A 16,015-nucleotide genomic window follows, 5' to 3' on the forward strand; every position below is an offset into this window, starting at 1 on the left:
ATACCTTACGTATAGGCAGACATAAAGGAGGAAAAATCATGTACCCTCATCATTCGTATTATCGCGGGAACCCAGATCCAGCCGGATACCCGGCGCGTAATCCTTTCTTGTTTGGTGCTCCTTTAGTCGGTGGTTTATTAGGCGGTTTTCTCGGGAGTGCTCTGTTTAACTATCCCCGTCCCTATGCTTATCCGCCTGGCCCTTACGGATACGGAGGCGCACCGTACGGTTTTGGTGCCGGCTCGCCATACGGGGGTTATCCCGGCTTCTATTAATAAAAACGGCCTGCATCGGTGCAGGCCGTTTTTTATCGGATGATTTCTACCTCGGACATATTGTAGTCTTGCTGCTTCTGAAACATGACTTCCAGAAGGCCATCCTTATAGACGGCTTTTGTTCCTTTGCGTTTGACTAAACAAGGAAGGTTTACTTTTTTTGGATGATCTGAGTTTGGAAAGTTTTCTAACAATAATTCGTGAGATGTGTGTTTGATTCTCACCTGTTCCAGCTGCTCTTCATTGATTGGTACCTTTACAAACACATGGTCTGCTGTTTCGAATGTATCAATATCAGATTTGGCATCAGGTTTGGCGGGCTTTTCTTTTTGGGGGAGTGGATCGCGGAAAGGAAATTGAGCCGCATAGTCACTGCCGAACACACTTTCCATCACACGATTTACATACGTTTCAACTTCTTTTGGATCAGCTTTTTTTAATGCTTCCTTGGAAAATTGATTGTGGAAAGGAAAGTACTTGTTCCACTCAAACATCGTCATCACACCCTTTCTTCATGGACAAAATAGTATATGCCCGGCAGATCTTTCACGTGATATAATATAAGATGCTCTAAAGAAAGGCAGGGATTTACATGCAATATTCAGAGACAAAAAAAGGCGTTCTTTACACAGCCGTTTCCTTTACCATGTGGGGACTGTTTCCGCTCTATTGGAAGCTTCTCGAACAGCTGCCGGCTCTTGATATTTTGGCTCACCGCATTATATGGTCTTTTGTTTTTATGTGTATCGTACTTTTTTTCTTGCGGGAATGGAAAGCAGGGTGGCAGGAGCTGCGCTCTTTGAAAAAGAACGGAGGCATCCTTTCTTTATTTCTCGCTTCTATCTTGATTTCGATTAACTGGTTTGTATACATATGGGCGGTCAACCATGGATTTTTGCTTGAAGCCAGTCTTGGCTATTACATTAATCCGCTTGTATCAGTCCTACTTGGTATTTTATTTTTAAAGGAAAAACTGAATCGCCTGCAACTGGTGGCGGTTTCGATTGCGGCGGCCGGCGTCATCATCTCAGCATTCCAATATGGCTCCATTCCTTATGTAGCGCTTCTGCTCGCATTCAGCTTCGGGCTGTACGGGCTAAGCAAAAAAAGAACAAGACTGCCGAGCGCTATCGGTTTAACGCTGGAAACATTCATGATTATGCCGATTGCTTTGGGATATTTGCTGTTGAGCGGCCATGTTCAGCCAGCGGGTGCAGAAAGCGGGGGCACGTGGATGCTTCTCTTTTTTGCTGGTGTGTTTACGGCTTTGCCGCTATTATTGTTTGCGGAAGGAGCGAAACGGCTGCCGCTGTATCAAGTCGGTATCTTGCAATATATTGCACCGACTATTACCTTGCTGATCGGGCTGTTTGTTTACCATGAGCCATTTTCAAGCTCGAAGGCTTTTACATTCAGCTGTATATGGGCTGCACTGCTCTTGTTTACGTTTTCACAAGTAAAGTGGAAACGGGCGTCAAAAAGCCATTGAGGCCTTTGGCTTTTCAGTTGAAGCATATATTATGTATAATCATTTCATGTATGTAAGACATAAAGGAGCAAGACGATGGACAATGATAAAGAGATAGTAAAAGCCTACGCCTCACTTTGGAACAACAGATCTCTCGCAAGTGATGAGGCGGAAGCGGTAGCAGAGGCGATTGATCTTGAGCTTTTGGATAAACGAACACATCCGAGGCTCCGAAAACCGATGCTGGAAAAATATTTTGCCGCGATCCAGCGCATTGTGAATTCACAGCTCGAACCGGCTGTGAAATATCAGCTGGTCAAATTACATACAGAACGTGTAGAGCATCTAAAAGAAGAAAGAGGGGAGCAATCATGAAAGCAATCATAAAAGAAGATGTGCAAGCATCTTTGGAACGATATGCGGACCGCCCTGTATATATCCATTTAGAAACCACAACCGGTTCTTATTCAGCACACTTAAATGAAAAAAACATGACGGTTGTTGCATACATCCGCAATGCAAAAGTCACCTATCATCAGGCAAAAATCAAAGGAAGCGGACCTTACCGTGTGGGCTTAAAAACAGAAGAAGGCTGGATTTATGCTGAAGGTTTGACTGAATACACGATAGATGAAGAAAACCGTTTATTAATGGCGGGACACCTGCCGGGCGGTAAACTGGCTATTTCTCTGCAAATCAGTGAAAAACCGTTCACAGTTTAAAGAAAAGGGTGAAAAATAATGAAAGAACACGTACTTGTAATCCTGCCTCACCCTGATGACGAATCATATGGAGTGGCAGGCCTGATAGCCTTAAACAGAAAAAAAGACATTCCCGTTACTTACGCCTGCGCCACTTTAGGTGAAATGGGCAGAAATATGGGGGATCCGTTTTTTGCCAATCGGGAAACATTGCCGTTATTGAGAAAACAAGAGCTTATTAACGCTTGCAAGGAAATGGATATCAATGATCTTCGAATGCTTGGGCTCCGTGACAAAACGCTCGAATTTGAAGACGATGAGTATTTAGCTGATATCATGGAAGAGATCATAGATGATGTAAAACCAAGTTTAATTGTCACATTTTATCCTGGACACGGCGTGCACCCTGACCATGATGCATGCGGGGAAGCGGTTATTCGTGCATTGTACCGCAAAAAGAAAGAAGACCGTCCGCGCACGCTCTGCATGGCCATTACACGCAACAGAGAAGAGGTTCTCGGCGAAGCTGATGTCGTACTGGATATTAAAGAAGTAGCTGATATTAAAATGAATGCGTTAAGAGCTCACCGCACTCAAACAGAAGGCATGCTTAGAGAGCTTGAAGAAAAATTGAAAAACAATGAACCTGTTATGGCAACATGGTTTGAGGAAGAAGTATATTGGACATATCAATGGAATGATTAATCAAAAAGGTATAAGGCCTTTAAGCCTTATACCTTTTTTAATTTCAAGTCAGATGCAATCGCTGAAGCGAGGGTGGACCTCAAGGAAATATCTTCGAAAGACAACCCTAACTGAACCGCTGTTTGCGCGATTTCTGGACGGATTCCCGACAAAGTTGAAGAAACGCCGATTAAACGAAGCGCTTCAATCAAACTGAACAGCTGATGGGCAACCATCGTATCAATCACAGCTACTCCTGATAAATCAATATACAGTTGTGTCACCTTTTTCTCCGCACATTGATGCAGGGTGTTTTCCATAATCAGTTTGGCACGGACTGTATCAATATCTCCGATTAAAGGCAGCAGTCCGACGCTGTGAAACAGCACGATGACCGGCGCGCTCAATTCAGTAATCATATCTTTTTGTGCCTGAAGCTGAAGGCTTGTGTTTTTGTACATTTCTTCTATAAAAATATGGATCACAAGATCAAACGCTTTTATAAGGGAATGATAAAGGTCTTCGGCTTCTTCGCCTCCCACAGTGTCCTGATTGAGATGGACAAATTCTTTCACATAGGAAACATATAAATCTCTTACTCTAACAAACTCCCGGATAATATAGTGGATGGGAGTCTTTAAATGCTCTTGATCCTGTGTCACTTCAAAGGCCCATTCTTTCAGTATAGGCAGGTATACCTCCTCATCATCTATAAAAATGCGATTTATCTTATAATTGAAGGCAAGATTCTGGCTCTTTATATTGTGAATAACAGCAGGGTCTGTTGACGCATAAATGGAATTCGGATCAGTCTCCTCGATTGTTTCATACCATGTTGAACTGATGGTCTCCGCATGCTGAGAAAGATATTCGTATAATTCCTTATTTTTTGCCATGATGATCACCTCTTTTAAATGTATTGTTTTTGCGAATAACGTTTTTGCAGTTTAGCCAGCCTGAAAAACAGTCCAACTGCTCCGGCGGCGAGTCCTGCAATTAATCCAATCCAATAGCCAAACGCGCCTAGGCTTGTAAACGTACCGACCACATAACCGACCGGAAGGCCAATGACCCAGTAAGAGACAAATGCGGCCGCAAGCGTATAGTTCACATCTTTGTATCCCCTGAGTGCTCCCTGGATCGGTGCTGCAACAGCATCGGATAGCTGAAAAAACAGCGCATAAATTAAAAAGTGTTGTGTCAAGCGGAGCACATCGGGGTCAGAAGTGTACATGCCGGCAATTTGCTCTCTGAATAAAAGGATACAGGCTGCTGTCAACAAAGAAAAACCGATCGCCATCATGATGCCAATTAAGCTATATGAGCGCGCATCCTTAAAACGGGCTGCACCGGCTTCAAAACCGACAACAATTGTTAAAGCCATGGACACGCTGAGCGGCAGCATATATAAAAGTGAAGCAAAGTTCATGGCTGCCTGGTGGGACGCGATGGTCACTGTATTAAAATGGCTCATCAGGAGCGTGACAGCTGCAAAAATGCTCGTTTCAAAAAATACGGCGAACCCAATAGGCAGCCCGATTTTGAGCATGTTTTTGCATGCTTTCCAAGAGAACTTATGCATTGTAAGGAAAATCCCGTATTCGGAAAACGGCGAGGATTTATGAATAATGAAAAAACTGATGATGCAGATACACCAATATGTAAGCGCGGACGCTAGACCGGCACCGACGCCGCCAAGTGCCGGCATTCCGAATTTCCCAAAGATGAATACATAATTCAATGCAAAATTGATCGGAAGTGAACTGAGTGTAATCATCATTGTGACTCTCGTTTTTCCTAATGAGTCAATGAATGATCTCAAAACGGTGTAAACAAATAAAGGGAAAATTCCCAGTGACAAAAAGCCTAAAAAGTGTTTGGCAATCTGATGCACGTGAGTCTCAAGGTGCAACCGGCCAAGAATAAGGTCAACTGCAGCATATCCAATCGCTAAAACGGCGATGCTAAGAAGCGCGGCCACGTATACTGCCTGTAAAACAGTAAAGGGAATCTTCTGTTTTTTTTCAGCGCCTAATAACTGAGCGACAATCGGGGTGACCGCCATTAATATACCTGCAAGTCCTGTATAAACAGGGGTCCAAAGGCTTGAGCCAATGGCGACACCGGCTAAATCAGCGGGGCTGACTTTCCCTGACATCACTGTATCTAAAAAAGTCATAAGAGAAAGTCCCGCCTGGGTAATTAATATCGGAATTAAAATGTGTAAAAGCTGTTTGATCTTTTGCCTGGCGTTTCGAGTTTCTTTCATACATTGATCTCCGTTTCTTTTTCATAACGAGAGAAATTATAACATTTTATGTATAAAAAGCAATGAACGCCGAACCTATTCTTTTTTTGTCGGTTTCGTTTTTCTAAACATTTGGGCATAAATAAAAGAAAGCGAAATCACGCCTAAAAAGGTGCAAACATACTGAATGATTCTTTCGATTTCCATTCTTTACATCCCTCCTTTACCAATAGAATGTGCATCAATAAGATTAGCATGCGTGAAAAGTTGGAAATTTGAAAAGGAGTTGAAGGTCTATGCGTTATGAACAGATATCCGAAAATGCATTTAAGGGAAAAATACAAGTGTATTTAGAGCAAATATTAGGTGATGTGTCGCTAATCTTAAAAACGCTTCACGATAAAGACCAGTGCCTTCTTTGTGAATTGGATGAATTGGGGCACATTTTTCAGGACATGCAAGGCATCGCATCATCCTTTTATTTGCAATCATACATTGAGGAATTTACGCCGGCATTTATCGAGCTTGCCAAGGCAATTAAAACCCTATCGGAACATAAGCATGGTGCTTTAATTGTGATTGAAAGAGCGGACCCTGTTGAACATTTTATTCAAAAAGGAACATCCCTTCATGCGGAGATCAGCGCTTCATTAATTGAGAGCATCTTTTTCCCCGGAAATCCTCTACATGACGGCGCATTATTGGTAAGGGAAAATAAACTTGTCTCAGCAGCCAATGTCCTTCCGCTGACAACAAAGGAAGTGGATGTCCATTTGGGAACCAGGCACCGCGCTGCCCTTGGAATGTCGGGGTATACGGATGCGCTTGTGCTCGTTGTTTCAGAGGAGACAGGGAAGATGTCGTTTGCAAAAGACGGTGTTTTATATCCGTTAATTTCGCCAAGAACGTAAAAATAAATAAAAGGGCCTGATAATGAATCCTATCATGAGACAAAACGACTGAATTCGGACCTTTTTTTAAGCATTCACTTCAAGCTGAATGCTTTTTGTCTTGAAGACAGGAAATATAAACTGGTAGAAAAGTTATATTATATGAATATTAATTAAGTTAAATACTTTACCTGATTATGTATTTATAGTACCGTATAAAATATTACATAAATTTTAAAGGAAGGGTGTTTCTGCATGGCTCATGTATTAATGATCGGTTTTCCCGGTGAAGGGCATATTAATCCGTCTATCGGTGTAATGAAGGAACTGAAATCACGGGGAGAACATATTACCTACTACGCAGTGAAGGAATACAAAGAAAAAATTGCAGCTCTTGATATTGAGTTTCGTGAGTACCATGATTTTCGGGAAGATTACTTCGGAAAAAACGCAACCGGAGATGAAGAAAGAGATTTCGCAGAATTGATCTGCGCCTTTTTGAAAGGCTGTAAGGATATTGCGACACATATTTATGATGAAGTCAAACATGAATCGTATGATTATGTCATATATGATCACCATCTTTTGGCAGGTAAAATCATTGCCAACCTGCTGAAGCTGCCGAGGTTTTCATTGTGTACAACCTTTGCAATGAATGAGGAATTTGTAAAGGAAATGATGGGGGCTTACATGAAAGGATCAATTGAAGATTCACCTCATTATGATTCTTACCAGCAGCTTGTAAAAACATTAAATGCTGATTTTCAAACAGAGATCAAGAAGCCATTTGATGTTTTGTCTTCAGATGGGGACTTGACGATTGTCTTCACATCAAGGGAATTTCAGCCAATGGCTGAGCAATTCGGTGAACGGTATGTATTTGTCGGCCCTTCCATTACAGAAAGAGCCGGAAACAGCGATTTCCCATTTGATCAGATTGACAATGAAAATGTGCTGTTTATTTCGATGGGAACGATTTTTAACAATCAAAAGCAGTTTTTTAATCAATGTCTCGAGGTGTGTAAAGACTTTGACGGTAAAGTTGTGCTTTCCATTGGCAAACAAATTAAAGCAAGTGAGTTAAACGACATTCCGGAGAATTTCATTGTACGCCCGTATGTCCCTCAGCTTGAAATTCTAAAAAGAGCCAGCTTATTTGTGACCCACGGCGGAATGAACAGCACAAGTGAAGGTTTGTATTTTGAAACCCCGCTCGTAGTCATTCCGATGGGAGCTGACCAATTTGCCGTCGGAAATCAAGTAGAAAAAATCGGCGCAGGAAAAGTGCTGAAAAAAGAACAATTATCTGAAAGCCTTCTAAAAGAAACGATTCAAGAAGTAATGAACAATCCTGTATTTGCTGAAAAGGCGAAAGACATTGGACAATCACTGAAAGCGGCAGGCGGCTCTAAAAAAGCGGCCGACAGCATTCTTGAAGTTGTAAAACACAAAACTCAATCAGCCAACGCATAGTATAAAAGCCTGTTCTTATCAAAAGGACAGGCATTTTGGCATTTTCGTAAGAAAGCAGAGGAAGGGATTTGACACGCCAATAGAGAATTGATAAGAAAAACAGACAAGAAAGGAGGAAAATCTGCTTCGTTCATCAATAGAAAACCATCATTTTTGCCCCCGCTTAAATAGTTCCTTAGACTTTCGAAAAACATATGCAGGTTATGTAAAATGTTAGGTGTTTATTTGAAGGTTTAAAGGTCGAACGATGCTGAAATTGCTGCCAAAAGTTTGAAAAGGGTGTAACTTGCTGAAAAAGTGACGATAAAACTGATGTGTGCTATTTTTGGAAATAAAATACTAGCTGTTTTTTGCGCTATAAACAGTTTAGGAGGTTGAATGAATGAAAAAGAAGATTGTAGCCGGCTTGGCTGTTTCCGCAGTTGTCGGGTCATCGATGGCCACAGCACCCGCGGAAGCAAAAACGATAAAAGTAAAAAGCGGTGACTCTCTTTGGAAGCTTTCCCGCCAATATGATACGACAATATCAGCTCTGAAATCCGAAAACAAATTGAAATCAACGGTTCTTTATGTCGGACAAAGCCTTAAGATTCCTGAAAGCAGCAAAAAAAGCACGACATCCTCATCAAACTCAAACAAAACGTCAACATATACAGTTGCATATGGTGATTCGCTATGGATGATTGCTAAAAATCATAAAATGAGTGTTTCTGAGCTTAAAAGCTTAAACAGCCTGACCAGCGACCTAATTCGTCCCGGACAAAAGCTTACGATCAAAGGGACAAGCAATTCAAGCGGTTCAAACGGATCGAAGAAGAACAGCGGTTCCAATTCTTCAGGCTCTTCGAAAAGTACATACACGGTTAAGCTTGGTGACTCACTGTGGAAAATCGCAAACAGCTTAAATATGACTGTAGCTGAATTGAAAACCTTAAATGGTTTAACATCAGATACGCTTTATCCTAAACAGGTACTCAAAATAAAAGGAAGCAGCTCACCCAAGAGCGGAAACAGCGGTTCCAAGAAGCCGTCAAACTCTAATTCCTCAAAAACAACTACATACAAGGTGAAAGCAGGAGATTCGCTGTGGAAAATCGCGAATCAGCTCGGAGTCACTGTGCAAAGCATCCGAGATAAAAACAATTTATCATCTGATGTCTTGCAAATCGGACAGGTGCTGACCATTTCGGGAACAACAAAGTCTAACAATTCAAATCAGACAAAGCCAAAGGACAACTCAGGATCAAACATTCAAATAGGTTCGAAGATTGACAGAATGATAACAGAAGCGAAAAAATATGTCGGGGTACCATACCGCTGGGGCGGAAACACGCCTGCTGGTTTTGATTGCAGCGGCTTCATTTATTACCTCATTAATAATGTATCATCGATATCGAGATTGAGTACGGCAGGATATTGGAATGTCATGCAAAAAGTCAGCCAGCCGTCAGTTGGAGACTTTGTATTCTTTACCACATATAAATCCGGCCCGTCTCACATGGGGATATATCTTGGCGGCGGAGACTTTATTCATGCAAGCTCTTCGGGCGTCGACATTTCCAATCTCAGCAATTCATATTGGAAACAGCGCTACTTGGGCGCAAGAAGCTATTTTTAAAAATGAGTATGACAAAAAGCCTTTTTATAGGCTTTTTTGTTTATATCAGACAATGATTGACCACACTGTTAGAAAAAACAAGGGGGAGACAGTATGTACCGTCTCTTGCTGTTGATGATGGTGACGGCACTGGGAGCTGCGGGATGCGGACAAAAAAACCCTCATGATCCTCCTAAGCGGGTACCGGAAAAAGAGGCAGTTGAAACGTCAGCGTTTGGTCATCATGTCCAGCTGGTTAATCGTGAAGGCAAAGTTGTCGGTTTTATAGAAATCAAAGAATCAGAAGACGAAGGACTCGACATTCATATTTCCGCAAAGAGCCTGCGTCCCGGCGCTTCACTCGGTTTTCATATCCATGAGAAAGGTTCATGTGTCAGGCCGGATTTCGAATCAGCAGGAGGTCACTTTAATCCGCTGAACAAAGAACACGGCTTCAACAATCCGATGGGGCATCATGCCGGAGATCTGCCGAACCTTGAGGTCGGTGCTGATGGAAAAGTAGATGTCATTATGAATGCGCCGGACACCTCACTGAAAAAAGGAAGTAAACTAAATATTCTCGACCAGGACGGTAGTGCGTTTATTATTCATGAACATGCCGACGATTATTTGACGAATCCAAGCGGTAATTCAGGTGCGCGTATCGTCTGCGGAGCCCTTTCCGGCAATAACGAGAAGCAGTAAAATCATCCAAGCCCTTTTGTATTGAGCATACAGGGGCTTTTTTAGTATACTCGTTAATGGAATACGAATAGGAAAGGGAACCTGTCTATGACAACTCAATTACAGCACTTAACATTGCCGGAAGATATACAACAAAAGCTATTATCATATCAAGATCAGCCGATTTCCCCAGAGTTCCAGTCGCTCATCGGGACGTCAGGCTATGAGGCGGAGGATGAAGCGATTTTATTCGACGCTATAATCGCATTAGCCATGGGAAAAAATGTCCTGCTGAAAGGGCCTACAGGCTCGGGAAAAACAAAGCTGGCAGAAACACTGTCCAGCTATTTTCATAAACCGATGCACAGTGTCAACTGTTCAGTTGACTTGGACGCAGAAGCTCTGGTCGGCTATAAAACGATTGAAAATCAATCTGGCCAGGCGACGATCGAGTTTGTTTCAGGGCCTGTCACAAAAGCTATGAAAGAAGGCCATTTTCTTTATATAGATGAAATTAATATGGCAAAGCCGGAAACACTGCCTATTTTAAACGGTGTATTAGATTACAGAAAAATGATGACAAATCCGTTTACAGGCGAGGTCATTCGGGCTAAAGGCGGCTTTGGAGTCATTGCGGCCATCAATGAAGGCTATGTCGGGACTGTTCCGCTGAATGAAGCATTGAAAAACCGTTTTGTCATCATCGATGTGCCTTATATTAAAGGCGAGCTGCTGAAACAAGTGCTCATGTCTCAGTCAGCCCTGCAAGATGAGAAATTGATTGACCGGTTTATCACACTTTCCTCCGACCTGATCGTTCAGGCCAATAACGGACAGGTGTCTGAAGAAGCGGCATCCATCAGAGCTTTAATCGATACATGTGATTTAGCCGCTTATATTCCGCCGCGTCGTGCCATCGAGCGGGGAATTGTAGAGAAGCTTGATGATGACCGGGAAAAGGCGGCCGTCCGAAATATCGCAGAAACTCTGTTTGAATGAGGGAGCTGCGATGAAATTTATCAAATTTAACGACAGCACAATTGATTCGTTTTTATTTATGATGTTGACTGATTTGGCCAAAACACTCACCAAGAGTGAAGCGGTAGAAGTGGAGTATGGCGTTCAGTCCTATTACAATCCATTTGAAAAGAAAATCTATATGAGCCACTTTTGGAAAGACAGGGCAGCGGAGGACATGGAAGCGGGTCTGAAAAGCGACGTCTACCTGCGTTCGGTCGGAATGAGATATAGCTCGCTGCACGAGTTTGCAAACTTTTTGGATGATATCCATCGGCATCTTACATTCAAAAGCTTTGCCAAGCAGCTGTTTATGCTGCTTGAGGACATTAGGATCGAGGAATGCATCAAACACGATCGTCCGGGTACGAAACATGTATTTGCGAAGCGAAAAGACATGTACAGAAAACACTTCTCCACCCAGCTGACCTTGAATTTGGAACGAAGCATTTTTACGGATGCCCTCTTTTGCGCAATCTATGTCAAGCTAACAACGGAATCACCGCTCGAGACTCTTCCGTCTATGCGTGATGATATCGATCTGATGCGTCCGTTTATTGAGCAGCAGCTCTTGCGTGTATATGAAGCAGATTCGACGCGGCAGGTTCTTAAAATTGTTGAAGACCTTATGGACGGACTTGAAGAGGTGCTCGATAAAGACATGCTGAACACCTACTTCTTTTTGCCTGAGCTAGATTACGCAAAAGCTGCAGAGCAACCGTTATTTGAAGAAGAGAAAAAAGCGCCGAAGCTGAGTGATGACATCACGCTTCCAAAAAAATCTGACGGTGATGAGGATATCCATGAAGAAGAAATGCCGACATGGCACCGGGAAACAGAAGCGCCGTCTAAAAGCTTCCTTCAATTTGATATTGAACACGGCGCAAAATCAGATTTAGGAAAAGACGCTTCAAGGGAAGGCGACGATGGAGATCAAGCCCTTGGCTCTGTCCAAGGATCAGCCAGACAAACAAAACGGAAAGACTATTCCAAGCTGGAAGCGCTGGAGTCCCAAAAAGACCAGCCGAACGGAGCAGGTATGGCTGACGGCAAAGAAAATAAATACGCATTTCCGATTTACAAAGAACCGCAGCCGGCAACAAGTGAAGAAGAGCTTTCTTATAAACAGCAGGCAAAAACAATTGAATCGTATCAAAAGCGTTTAAAACAAATGATTCAAAAAACGCTGGAGCATAAAAAAACATTGCCAAGAACAGACCTTCATGCTGGACGGCTGAACAATAAGCTTCTCCGTTACTTCACTGAGCGAAATCCGCGTCTATTCTACAAAAAACAAGAGCCATCATCAGAAATTGACGCGGTTTTTACATTGCTGGTCGATTGTTCTGCCAGCATGTTCGACAAAATGGACGAAACAAAGCGGGGAATCGTGCTGTTTCACGAAGCGTTGAAATCGGTAGCGGTTCCGCATCAGATTGTCGGCTTTTGGGAGGACACAAACGATGCGACCGAAACAAGCCAGCCAAACTATTTCAATACAGTTATTCCCTTCCAATCATCATTAAGACAAGACGCTGGACCTGCAATTATGCAGCTTGAGCCTGAGGAAGATAACCGTGACGGCTATGCGATCCGGCAAATGACGAAAAAAATGCTGCAGCGCAGCGAGGCGCAAAAGTTCTTGATCGTTTTTTCAGATGGAGAGCCGGCCGCGTTTGGCTACGAACAAAACGGGATTGTCGATACAAGTGAAGCGGTTATTGAAGCCCGAAAGAGAGGAATAGAAGTGATAAATGTTTTTCTCTCCAACTCAGAAATAGAAGAATCGCAAATGAAGACCATCCAGGATATGTACGGAAAATTCAGTATATTTGTCCCAGATGTTGATCAGCTTCCGGATGTTCTGTATCCGCTGCTGAAAAAACTGCTCCATAAAAGCATAGGATAGCCCTTTATCCTATGCTTTTTGGTGTTTCTTTTTTCAAATGATTAAATTTTTTGTTTTTTATAAAGGTTTTTTACTATTTTGTGAACAATCAAGGTAGAATCAAATTGCAAACAGTGGTAAAATATCGTTGGAAGCGTTTTTATTACATAATTTTGGACACAGCGTTCGAAAGTTATTTTAAGATAGTGAATCATTCACTTGATTATCTAAGTTGGGGGTAATATTCAAATGTTTCAAAATAGTATGAAACAACGAATGAATTGGGAAGATTTTTACGGTCCGAACCTCGGCTATGCGCTGGAGCTTTACGATCAGTATACCCAGGATCCGAACAGCATCGATCCGGATCTAAAGGAAATGTTCGACGAGCTCGGTGCTCCGCCAAGCGATATAAAAGAGGCCTCGGGAACAAAAGAAAAGGGACGTGTTACAGCCGATCTGATTCAAAAGATCGCATCCGCAGTCAGACTTGCAGAAGATATCCGAACCTATGGCCATTTAAACGCTTCCGTCAATCCGCTCAGAAAGGATGGGAAAAAGAGTGAACTCTTTCCATTATCCGATTACGGGCTAACAGAAGAAGAAATAAAAGCAATACCTGCGTCAGTGATTTGCAAAGACGCTCCTAAAAACATTACGAACGGTTTAGAAGCCATTCAGTATTTACGAAATACGTATAAAAGGACCATTTCATTTGAATTTGACCATGTGCATGACTTTAAAGAGCGCGAGTGGTTGACGAAAATGATTGAATCCGGCGAGCTGTTCCAGAAGAACTCAGCTGAAAAGCTGTCGGCTGTTCTGGAAAGACTGACAGAAGTAGAAGGCTTCGAGCAATTTTTGCACCGCACATTCGTCGGACAGAAGCGCTTTTCCATTGAGGGTTTAGATGCTCTAGTTCCAGTGCTCGATGACATTATTGCACAATCTGTCAAATCCGGCACGACGAGTGTCAACATCGGGATGGCGCACAGGGGGCGCCTGAATGTCTTGGCACACGTGCTCGGCAAACCGTATGAAATCATTTTCTCTGAATTCCAGCATGCGCCGAACAAAGACCTTGTTCCGTCTGAGGGATCAATCGGAATCAGCTACGGATGGACAGGGGATGTCAAATACCATCTCGGGGCGAATCGGGAGCTTCAAGACGCTGAAACAAGATCAGCGCGCATTACGTTAGCAAACAACCCGAGCCACTTGGAATTTATCAATCCGATTGTTGAAGGCAGCACGAGAGCGGCACAGGAAACGAGAACACAAAGCGGATACCCGGTGCAAGATGAAACAAAATCGCTTGCCATTTTAATTCATGGAGACGCTGCATTCCCTGGGGAAGGAATCGTCGCTGAAACATTGAATTTAAGCTCTTTAAAAGGGTATCAAGTAGGCGGTGCGATTCATATTATCGCCAATAACATGATCGGATTCACAACAGAAAGCGCTGAATCTAGATCGACAAACTATGCCAGTGACCTTGCGAAGGGCTATGAAATTCCAATTGTTCACGTTAATGCGGACGATCCTGAAGCTTGTCTTTCTGCTGTTAAGTTTGCGGTCGAATACCGAAAAACATTCAACAAGGACTTTCTGATTGACTTGATCGGGTACAGACGCTACGGACATAACGAAATGGATGAGCCGTCTACTACTCAGCCGATGCTATATGATGCTGTCAGAAAACATCCGACCGTCAAACAAATTTTTGCCGAAAAGCTCGTAAATGAAGGCGTGCTTACCGAGGAAGTTGTTCAAAACATTGAAAAATCGGTAACGAAGCGCATTGAGGATGCTTATCAGAAAGTGCCGGCTAAAAAGGAACATACCGTCTGTGAAATTGAACTTCCAGAGCCTGTTTCAAACGGTTTCCCTGATGTGGACACATCCATTGATTTTGATGTGCTCCGCAAGCTGAATGGCGAATTAATCAACTGGCCGGAGTCATTTAACGTTTTCGGCAAGCTTAAGCGCATTTTAGAAAGACGCGCCAAGGCGTTCGATGATGACAGAAAAGTGGAATGGTCTTTGGCTGAATCACTTGCGTTTGCTTCTATTTTGAAAGACGGAACACCGATTCGTTTAACAGGACAGGATTCTGAGCGCGGAACGTTTGCCCAAAGAAACCTTGTGCTTCATGACAGTGAGACGGGTGAAGAATTTGTGCCGCTTCATCACTTATCTGACTGCAGTACATCATTTGCTGTTCATAACAGCCCGCTGTCTGAAGGATCGGTTCTCGGCTTTGAATACGGCTATAATGTGCATTCACCGGAAACGCTTGTATTATGGGAAGCGCAGTACGGAGATTTTGCCAACGCTGCTCAAGTGTATTTTGACCAATTCATTTCTGCCGGCCGCGCGAAATGGGGCCAAAAATCCGGATTAGTCATGCTGCTTCCGCACGGTTACGAAGGGCAGGGTCCTGAGCACTCAAGCGGAAGAATCGAGCGGTTCCTGCAGCTTGCCGCGGAAAACAACTGGACGGTTGCCAACCTGACAAGCGCCGCACAATATTTCCATATTTTAAGAAGACAGGCTAAAATGCTGCTTCGTGAAGAAATTAGGCCGCTAGTCATTATGACACCGAAGAGCCTTCTTCGTAATCCGAATACGGTTTCCGAAGTGCAGGAGCTCAGCGAAAGCCGCTTCCAGCCTGTTTACGAACAGTCCGGACTTTCTCATGACTATGAAAAAGTAACCAGACTTGTATTGTCCAGCGGTAAAGTGTCCATAGACATCAGCGACCATTTCAATAAGCTAGAAGACGGTAAAGAATGGCTTCACATTGCGAGAATTGAACAGCTGTATCCATTCCCTGCAAAAGGAGTCAAAGAATTATTTGCAAAACTTCCGAACCTGAAAGAAATTGTTTGGGTACAGGAAGAGCCGCAGAACATGGGGGCCTGGAGTTATATCAGCCCGTATTTGACAGAGATTGCACCACAGGGAGTAAGCGTTCAATATATTGGACGAAGAAGACGATCCAGCCCTGCAGAGGGAGATCCGACAGTTCATAAAAAAGAACAGGAACGTATTGTATCTGATAGCTTGACTCGCAAAAACTAAGGGGGA

General features: G+C 43.1%; 15 protein-coding genes. 12 read left to right on the forward strand and 3 right to left on the reverse strand.

Translation table 11 applies throughout. The features are described from left to right. Window positions 1-38 precede the first annotated feature (38 nt). Window positions 39-275, forward strand: a complete 237-nt coding sequence (locus AC4CV5_RS15135; RefSeq protein WP_166852085.1) for a hypothetical protein — start codon at window positions 39-41, stop codon at window positions 273-275. 32 nt (window positions 276-307) lie between these two features. Here the strand turns inward: AC4CV5_RS15135 and AC4CV5_RS15140 are convergent, their stop codons facing one another. Beyond that, on the reverse strand, window positions 308-769 hold the full coding sequence (locus AC4CV5_RS15140) for an Hsp20/alpha crystallin family protein (RefSeq protein ID WP_166852087.1): 462 nt from the start codon (window positions 767-769) through the stop codon (window positions 308-310). A gap of 98 nt (window positions 770-867) precedes the next feature. Between AC4CV5_RS15140 and rarD the strand changes: the two genes are divergently transcribed. From rarD to bshB2, 4 genes are all read left to right on the forward strand, one after another. Further along, window positions 868-1,764, forward strand: coding sequence for an EamA family transporter RarD (gene rarD, locus AC4CV5_RS15145; protein WP_166852091.1), 897 nt, complete (start codon window positions 868-870; stop codon window positions 1,762-1,764). Window positions 1,765-1,839: 75 nt separating this feature from the next. After that, entirely contained in the window at window positions 1,840-2,118 is a 279-nt protein-coding gene (locus AC4CV5_RS15150) for a hypothetical protein (protein WP_166852094.1), read from the forward strand. Further along, window positions 2,115-2,465 carry a YojF family protein gene (locus AC4CV5_RS15155; RefSeq protein WP_003220097.1) on the forward strand — a complete coding sequence of 117 codons (351 nt, stop codon included), beginning with the start codon at window positions 2,115-2,117 and terminating at the stop codon, window positions 2,463-2,465. The genes AC4CV5_RS15150 and AC4CV5_RS15155 overlap by 4 nt, the downstream gene beginning before the upstream one ends. 18 nt (window positions 2,466-2,483) lie before the next feature. Continuing rightward, window positions 2,484-3,149, forward strand: a complete 666-nt coding sequence (gene bshB2, locus AC4CV5_RS15160; protein WP_003220099.1) for a bacillithiol biosynthesis deacetylase BshB2 — start codon at window positions 2,484-2,486, stop codon at window positions 3,147-3,149. A gap of 26 nt (window positions 3,150-3,175) precedes the next feature. Here the strand turns inward: bshB2 and rsbRC are convergent, their stop codons facing one another. Then, window positions 3,176-4,024, reverse strand: coding sequence for an RsbT co-antagonist RsbRC (gene rsbRC / locus AC4CV5_RS15165; RefSeq protein ID WP_222143002.1), 849 nt, complete (start codon window positions 4,022-4,024; stop codon window positions 3,176-3,178). Between the two features lie 14 nt (window positions 4,025-4,038). Beyond that, the gene (locus AC4CV5_RS15170; protein ID WP_166852100.1) at window positions 4,039-5,397 is read right to left on the reverse strand and encodes an MATE family efflux transporter; all 1,359 of its coding nucleotides are present in this window, start codon (window positions 5,395-5,397) and stop codon (window positions 4,039-4,041) included. 275 nt (window positions 5,398-5,672) lie between these two features. Here AC4CV5_RS15170 and cdaS point away from each other — a divergent pair, with 275 nt between their 5' ends. From cdaS to sucA, 7 genes are all read left to right on the forward strand, one after another. Further along, complete coding sequence (gene cdaS / locus AC4CV5_RS15175) at window positions 5,673-6,287, forward strand: cyclic di-AMP synthase CdaS (RefSeq protein ID WP_166852103.1); 615 nt, start codon at window positions 5,673-5,675, stop codon at window positions 6,285-6,287. Between the two features lie 234 nt (window positions 6,288-6,521). Continuing rightward, window positions 6,522-7,739, forward strand: a complete 1,218-nt coding sequence (locus AC4CV5_RS15180) for a macrolide family glycosyltransferase (protein ID WP_456520269.1) — start codon at window positions 6,522-6,524, stop codon at window positions 7,737-7,739. Window positions 7,740-8,121: 382 nt separating this feature from the next. Then, window positions 8,122-9,357: a D-gamma-glutamyl-meso-diaminopimelic acid endopeptidase CwlS gene (cwlS, locus tag AC4CV5_RS15185; RefSeq protein ID WP_222143000.1), complete on the forward strand. Its 1,236-nt coding sequence runs from the start codon at window positions 8,122-8,124 to the stop codon at window positions 9,355-9,357. A gap of 93 nt (window positions 9,358-9,450) precedes the next feature. Next, window positions 9,451-10,041, forward strand: a complete 591-nt coding sequence (locus AC4CV5_RS15190) for a superoxide dismutase family protein (RefSeq protein WP_166852112.1) — start codon at window positions 9,451-9,453, stop codon at window positions 10,039-10,041. Between the two features lie 87 nt (window positions 10,042-10,128). Next, window positions 10,129-11,019: an AAA family ATPase gene (locus AC4CV5_RS15195; protein WP_222142999.1), complete on the forward strand. Its 891-nt coding sequence runs from the start codon at window positions 10,129-10,131 to the stop codon at window positions 11,017-11,019. Window positions 11,020-11,029: 10 nt separating this feature from the next. Further along, a complete protein-coding gene (locus AC4CV5_RS15200; protein WP_166852117.1) occupies window positions 11,030-12,946 on the forward strand; it encodes a nitric oxide reductase activation protein NorD in 1,917 nt (638 codons plus the stop codon). 228 nt (window positions 12,947-13,174) lie between these two features. Continuing rightward, a complete protein-coding gene (gene sucA, locus AC4CV5_RS15205) occupies window positions 13,175-16,009 on the forward strand; it encodes a 2-oxoglutarate dehydrogenase E1 component (protein ID WP_166852120.1) in 2,835 nt (944 codons plus the stop codon). Window positions 16,010-16,015 lie beyond the last annotated feature (6 nt).

The sequence above is a fragment of the Bacillus sp. NS1 genome (genome assembly GCF_058248265.1).